This is a genomic window from Mesorhizobium sp. WSM4976 (assembly GCF_029625685.1).
In the GTDB taxonomy this organism is placed as follows: domain Bacteria; phylum Pseudomonadota; class Alphaproteobacteria; order Rhizobiales; family Rhizobiaceae; genus Mesorhizobium.
Genome location: NZ_JARTVT010000037.1, coordinates 57570 through 63973 on the forward strand (window position 1 = coordinate 57570; position 6404 = coordinate 63973).

The following is a 6404-nucleotide window of genomic DNA, read 5'->3' on the forward strand; positions in this document are numbered from 1 at the left end:
AGTCGCCGGCAAGCTCCATAGAGCTGGGGTCCGTGCGGTGCTCCGCGATGTCTAAGTATCGACCCGCTTGCTCAAATCGCAGCGCTCATCGAAGGCCAGCAATACCTCATGCAGAGCGAAAATCCCCAACCGCCCGTTTCAAAGACGCTCGCCCCATTTCGAAACAAGGTGTTTCGCTCAATTTGGGCGGCCACCCAGATTTCCAGCCTCGGTTGGCTAGTGCAAACGGTCGCCATCAGTTGGCTTATGGCAACGATTTCAGCGTCCGACCTCATGGTGGCACTCGTCCAGGCCGCATCCACATTGCCGGTGTTCTTCCTCTCAGTTTTCGCCGGAGCCATTGCCGACAACTTCAGCCGCCGGTGGGTGATGTTTGCGGGACACTGCCTGATAGCATCGGCGTCGACGACGCTGATGATTTCTGTGGGTCTGGGATTTGTCAGTCCTTGGCTGATTCTCGGGTTAGGTTTCCTGGCCGGCTGCGGCTTTGCCTTGAATGATCCGGCTTGGCACGCTTCGGTCGGCGATATCCTTCACAAACGCGACATTCCGGCCGCAGTGACGCTTATGTCCGTCGGATACAACATTGTGCGCAGCGTTGGTCCAGCCTTGGGGGGCGTGATCCTGGCCGTCTTTGGGCCGCTGGCCGCTTTCGCCTTGGCTGCGGTGAGTGATCTGGCGCCCATAAGCGCGATATGGCGCACCAAATGGGAGGTCCGCTCTTCGCCTCTCCCTCGTGAGAGAATGACGACGGCAATTCATGACGGAGTGCGCTTTACGGCGATGTCTTTGGAGATCAGGGCAGCGACCGCCCGAGCCGCTCTTTTCGGGTTGGCAAGCATCTCCATTCTGGCGTTGCTCCCCCTCGTCGTCCGGGATCAGTTGAAGAGTGGGCCAATTGTCTACGGTATCTTATTGGCCGGCTTCGGCATGGGTGCTTTCATCGCGGGTATGGGCAACGGCTTCTTGAGGAAGGTCACGTCTCAAAACAGGCTGGTGGCCTTCGCCTCTGTGGCTTGTGCAGTCTGTTGCCTCTCCCTTGCCCTTACATCGTCGCTTCCTGTGGCGGCCATTTCGCTGGCGCTCGGCGGAGCGGGTTGGCTTATCACCTGGACGGGCATTGACGTGTCGGTGCAGTTGGCAAGCCCAAGGTGGGTTGTAGGCCGCACGCTCTCCATTTACTACGCCTTGAGCGCAGGCGGTATGGCTGCTGGCAGCTGGATCTGGGGTTCTGTCGCGCAAAACTATTCCTTGACCTCAGCATTGGAGGGCGCCGCAGGCGCTCTGTTGCTGGTTGCAGCAGCGGGGATCGTGTTGCCGGTCCGTCCCTGGGAAGAAACCGATCAAGAAAGTTCAGTTTTTCATCCGCCGGACGTGGCTCTCGATCTGAAACCCAGAAGTGGCCCTATCGTGGCCAAGGTCGAGTATTTGATATCGGAGGAAAATATCGAGGCCTTTCTGGGCTCCATGCGCACGCGGCGACACGTCCAGAGCCGTGCCGGTGCACGAAACTGGACGCTCCAGCGAAATCTGCAAACACCGTCACTTTGGACGGAGACATTCCGCACCCCCACCTGGATGGACTTTCTCCGCCTAAATCATCGACTCACCGCAGCAGATAAGGAAGTCGCCCAGCATCTCCTGTCACTGCATGAAGGAGAGGTGCCTCCGCAGACAGTGCTTTCGATTGAACGGACGACCGAGGCAATTCGTACCCGTACCTCGACAATCTTTTCTCGTCCTCCAAGATGACGCCATCAAGCTGCTGTCCAGGGACAGGGTGGATCACCGGTGCTTTGCAGAGCACAGCCTCACACCGAGAGCAGCGTGCTCCGGGTTGTGCGCTTTCGCGCGCACCCAGGCGAGATGATGGTGAACGCGGCGTCAAGTGGAAGTCCCCTGCATACGCTTGCGGAGTCTTCTGCGAGAGCCCATGCCGACGAGCGCCAAACAAGGTCTGATGCCTTTCGGCGTCGTGGCCTCAACTCATCGATTCGCGAGAAAAGCATCGAATGCAGCAGCAACGGCGCGAACAACAAAGCGGTGCTCCGGCCGCACGCGGATGAAGCCGTTTTCGACGTCCAGGATCCCCTCCTCAGCCAGCGTCACCAAACTCTCAACTGAATCGAGAAAACGAGCTGGTTCGATTTCGTGGGCGGCACAGATGGTCGGCACGTCGGCCTCCAAATCGCACATCAGTCGCTCGATGATCGCTGCGCGCACCCGGTCATCGTCGGTCAGACGGTGACCCTTTGATGTCGCCAGACGTCCACTTGCGATGTGCCGGGCGTAAGAATCCCGTGTTACTTCGTTCTGAACATACCCCTCGCGGACTCGGCCAATAGCCGACGCGCCGAAGCCGATCACGTTTTGCAAGTATCGGCCGAGTATCCCAGCGAATTACGCCGTAGGCGCCCGGTCTTCTGGCGCTAGCGCAAGTTCGTCGTCCGGCGGAGCGAAATGATCGAGCCCGATCTCCCGGTAGCCAGCGCCAACCAGTGTCTCGGCGACAGTTGCAGCCTGTTCGGCGCGAAGATCGCCGTCCGGTAGACCTGCCTGCTCGATTAGGCGCTGATTCTTTATCACGGAAGGAATATGCGCGTATCCGAACACCGCAAGCCGGTTGGGGCGCATGGCGACCGCAGCCATCGCGGTCTGGATGCAGGACTGCACAGTCTGTTTCGGTAGACCGAAGATGAGGTCGAAGTTGATATGGCCAACGCCATGCCGGCGGAGATTTTGGACTGCAGCGGCCGTCTGCACCTTACTCTGGATCCGATTGATCGCCTTTGCACATCGGGATCAAAGCTCTGCATCCGATGCTCGCGCGGTTGACACCGTTAGCTGCCAGGGCTTCGGCCATTTCCGGTGTGAACGTTCGGGGATCGATCTCCACGGCGATCGCAGCAGTTTTGCTGAAAGCGAAGTGGCGGCGTAGAAATTCCATCAGCGCCAAGTGCTCGGCTGGCCCGATAAGGTGAGGCGTTCCGCCGCCGAAATGCACATCGCTCACCGGCAGCCCTTGCCGCACTTGCTCCGACACCAAACTGATCTCCTGACGCAGCACCGCTAAATAATTAAGGATCGGGCCGTTGCGACGGATGACCGCGGTAGGGAAGCCGCAATACCAGCACATGGATCGGCAAAACGGAATGTGGAAATAGAGCGACACCGATTCGTCGGCCGGGAGGCCCCCCAGCCATTCCTCATAATCGTCAGCACCAACTGCCGCAGAGAAGTCTGGCACAGTCGGATAGATGGTATACCAAGGCGGCCGGGGGTCCCGGTACTTTGTCAGGATTGAGGTGTGCAAGGAGCTGTCATCCCACGTCGCTCATCCATCATTCTTTCGTTGCGCGCTCGTCCTGGTCTCTGACCTAAGTCAGTGCGTCCCGCTTATGTCGCAGTCTCGTTTGGACAGGATGGGGTCAACCACGCCGGGGAGCGCGCGTGCCATGGTTGCGCCTGAGGTGATGGTGCGGTGCCGCATTCAACGTCTGAGTACGTGACGCCAGTGCAGTGTGCTTGAGGCGTCTGCGGAAGAACTTTGCAATGCGAAATTCATGTCCGACGCAACGGACCTGTCAAGCCTCGTTCAGACGCCATCCAGGTCCAGCCAGCGGCCTTCCCTGCCGGCCGAAAAACCATACCGGCTTTAGCCACCGAGACGCTCTAAAGCTGACGTCGGCTCATTTGATGAAAGGAGGACGCCGCTAGGGGGTGCACAAGGTTCCCCGGCTTGACGTCGCTTCGAGCGAAGAGCGGTGTGGCTTGTCGTCAAGCGCCGGGCAGCGTGCCCCCTACCGATATCCCGAAAAGATCGACCAAGATGGCCATGCCGACGCCACACGCGGTCTGGATGAGGCCGACCATGAAAATGCGATTGGCGCGTTCGTAGATGGGGCGCCGCAAGGAACTCATGTCGAGCAGCATGGACAGCGCTCTCATCTGCAGTGCGATGCCGAGCAGGATCGGCACTACGGCGAACAGATCGTAGAGTTGCCATGGCAAGGGGTTCGCGGCCCAATGAGTGAGGAAGCCGAGGGAAAAGGCAAGCAGGATACCCACGGCAGTGATTGTGCCGTTGCGGAAAATGGTCTCGATCGGTTCTTCCTTCGGATCGTGCTCGTCCAAGCGGCTTCCTTTCGTTGCTCTTTCCGTCGAGACTAAGTTCTCGAGAATACTGTTCATCGCCAATTACTCGAGGCGAGCCGTAGGCAGCCGTTTCAGGGTGCGCTCCCTCTCGCTTCCGGCCGCGCAATGTACCTGCACGGCGAACTTACAGCGGCGAAAAGGTGCTGCGGCCACCATGCGACGCCTCGGACGTGCACGCCCTCTGTTCCTGGCGCAGCCCTTGCGGAGCGTACGCGCAGTGATCCTTCTCGGTAGCGGATGGCGCGGCCTCCGTTGCGGTCAGACGGGAAGCCGTCGCTGTTAAACGAGACTGTCACATATCGAACATGGCGAACCGTGTCGCACATTTCTTTTCGCAGTGACCCTCAAAAAAAGTGATTCCAGCGAGACGAAGGCGCGTCGGCCCGATTTTGGTGTCGGCCGCATCTACGCTTCAGGTTGGCATGTCGCTTGCTGCTCTATTCGGAGAGCTGCAGCGGTCCGACCGGAGTGTTTCACATGTAAACGATAATGAATCTCCTAGCAGAAAACACTATTATAAGTACATGTGGCTTTTACGCTGGCTCACCTCTCGTGTCAAGCGCTTTGGCGTCCACATATTGGAGACAACACGCACAAAATTTAGAGGAAAAGCTTGCTCTTTCGCCTCTATCCTTTTTATTCCTTCATGGAGATCTAGACATGTACATCAAGAGTCCTCTTCTCGGCTTAACTGCTCTGATGACCATTTCCGTCGGTCGAGCAGCTGGCGCCGAGCGGGAACCGGCCGAGTACATCAAGATCTGCGACGTCCTCGGCTCGGGATATTCCTATATTCCCAACACCGAGACCTGCCTGCGCATCGGCGGCTATGTCCGTTACGATATCGGCCTGGGTGACGTCCGATCGTATGACAGCGCAAGAACCTCGGACGTGAGAACTGGCGAGGACCAAGGCACTTGGCGAAACAGCACACGCTTCACGTTCAAAACTTGGACCGGCCAGCAGACCGAGCTCGGCGCGTTGACGACCTATACCGAAACCCAGGTGAATTTTGGCAACAGCGCTAACTCGCATGACAGTCCTCAGAACTATGATTTCAACAGCGGCCTCGCACTGGCTTCTGCCTGGGTCGAGCTGGGAGGCCTGCGAGTTGGCAAGGAGGGGTCGGCCTTCGATACGTTTGCAAGCTACGCTGGCAACGTTCTCGATAGTATGCTCGTTCCGTCGGCCGGCTTCGACACCAACGTGGCTCAGTACCACTTCGACGCCGGCAACGGCATTTCGACTGTGATTTCGCTCGAACAAGGATCGGGCTCAGCCGGTACTATCGACAGCTATATTCCGCACGTTGTCGCCGGCTTGAAATACACGCAAGGCTGGGGCTCGATCATCGGCGTCGCGGCTTATGACAGCAATTACGAAGCTTTTGCCGGCAAGATCCGCGTCGACGTCGCTGTCACAAACCAGCTGTCGCTGTTTGGACTCTTCGGCTACGGTTCCAATGCCAGTCTCAACGAGGACTCAAACGGCGCAATTGCCAATCATGGGCGCGGCTCGTACAAAATCTGGAACGGCCAGTGGGCTTTCTGGGCGGGCGCCACCTACGAGTTTGACGAGAAAACTTCGTTCAACCTTCAGGTCTCGGGTGATCAGCTCAAGGATGCTGGTGTGGCTGCAAACGTCGCCTACATGGTCGTTCCCGGCTTCACGGTCACAGCCGAGGTCGATTACGACCACTACGGCAACTCTGGCCTCGGCCCTGCCGAGCCTACCGCCGTCAAGGGCACGAGCAAGCCGAACAGCGTCGGCGGCATTCTCCGCTTACAAGGCTCATTTTGAAATCTCTCCAGTCGCGAGCATGGCAAAGGCACTTGCCTCGACAACGCACGCATGGAGAGCTTCGTTCGCCATCTTGAAGTCTGCATCGACCGTCCACGGCCCATCGTACCAACTAGAAACTGAAAGTTATGAGCCCTGTGTACTACACCTAGCCCTTGACCTGCCCGATGAACCGGCCAGGGGCCGTCAGTTCAAATTCGGGGCCGTTTAGAGGGCAGTGTGAGGCCGTGTTAGGTAAGCGCCACTGCAATGTCGAGGCCGCGACACGCCTGTCGCTTTGGACGGCTGGAATTGCCCTTCGCGGCGCCATTCATTCTCTCAACATTTACGTGATAATGCACGCTGAGTCCGAGCCGCGTGGCAGCACCCATCCTAGGTGTGAGCTTTCGAGAGGTTGTCCATTCGGACCGGACCGAGGAGACTGGAGTTACCACGCTTCAGCATCCATC

3 protein-coding genes and 1 pseudogene are annotated in these 6404 nt (G+C 58.3%); 2 read left to right on the forward strand and 2 right to left on the reverse strand.

The genetic code is table 11. From position 1 onward, the window contains the following. Window positions 1-108: 108 nt before the first annotated feature. Window positions 109-1752 (forward strand): MFS transporter, encoded by a 1644-nt coding sequence (locus P9272_RS31940; RefSeq protein ID WP_063169257.1) that lies wholly within the window; start codon window positions 109-111, stop codon window positions 1750-1752. Window positions 1753-1986: 234 nt separating this feature from the next. Here the strand turns inward: P9272_RS31940 and hemN are convergent. Both hemN and P9272_RS31950 read right to left on the reverse strand, forming a co-directional pair. Next, a pseudogene (gene hemN / locus P9272_RS31945) lies at window positions 1987-3313 on the reverse strand (oxygen-independent coproporphyrinogen III oxidase). Between the two features lie 464 nt (window positions 3314-3777). Next, entirely contained in the window at window positions 3778-4134 is a 357-nt protein-coding gene (locus P9272_RS31950; RefSeq protein WP_024505577.1) for a hypothetical protein, read from the reverse strand. 681 nt (window positions 4135-4815) lie between these two features. On the opposite strand from P9272_RS31950, the gene P9272_RS31955 reads away from it, so the two are divergent. Further along, window positions 4816-5955 carry a porin gene (locus tag P9272_RS31955; protein WP_063169258.1) on the forward strand — a complete coding sequence of 380 codons (1140 nt, stop codon included), beginning with the start codon at window positions 4816-4818 and terminating at the stop codon, window positions 5953-5955. Window positions 5956-6404: the final 449 nt, after the last annotated feature.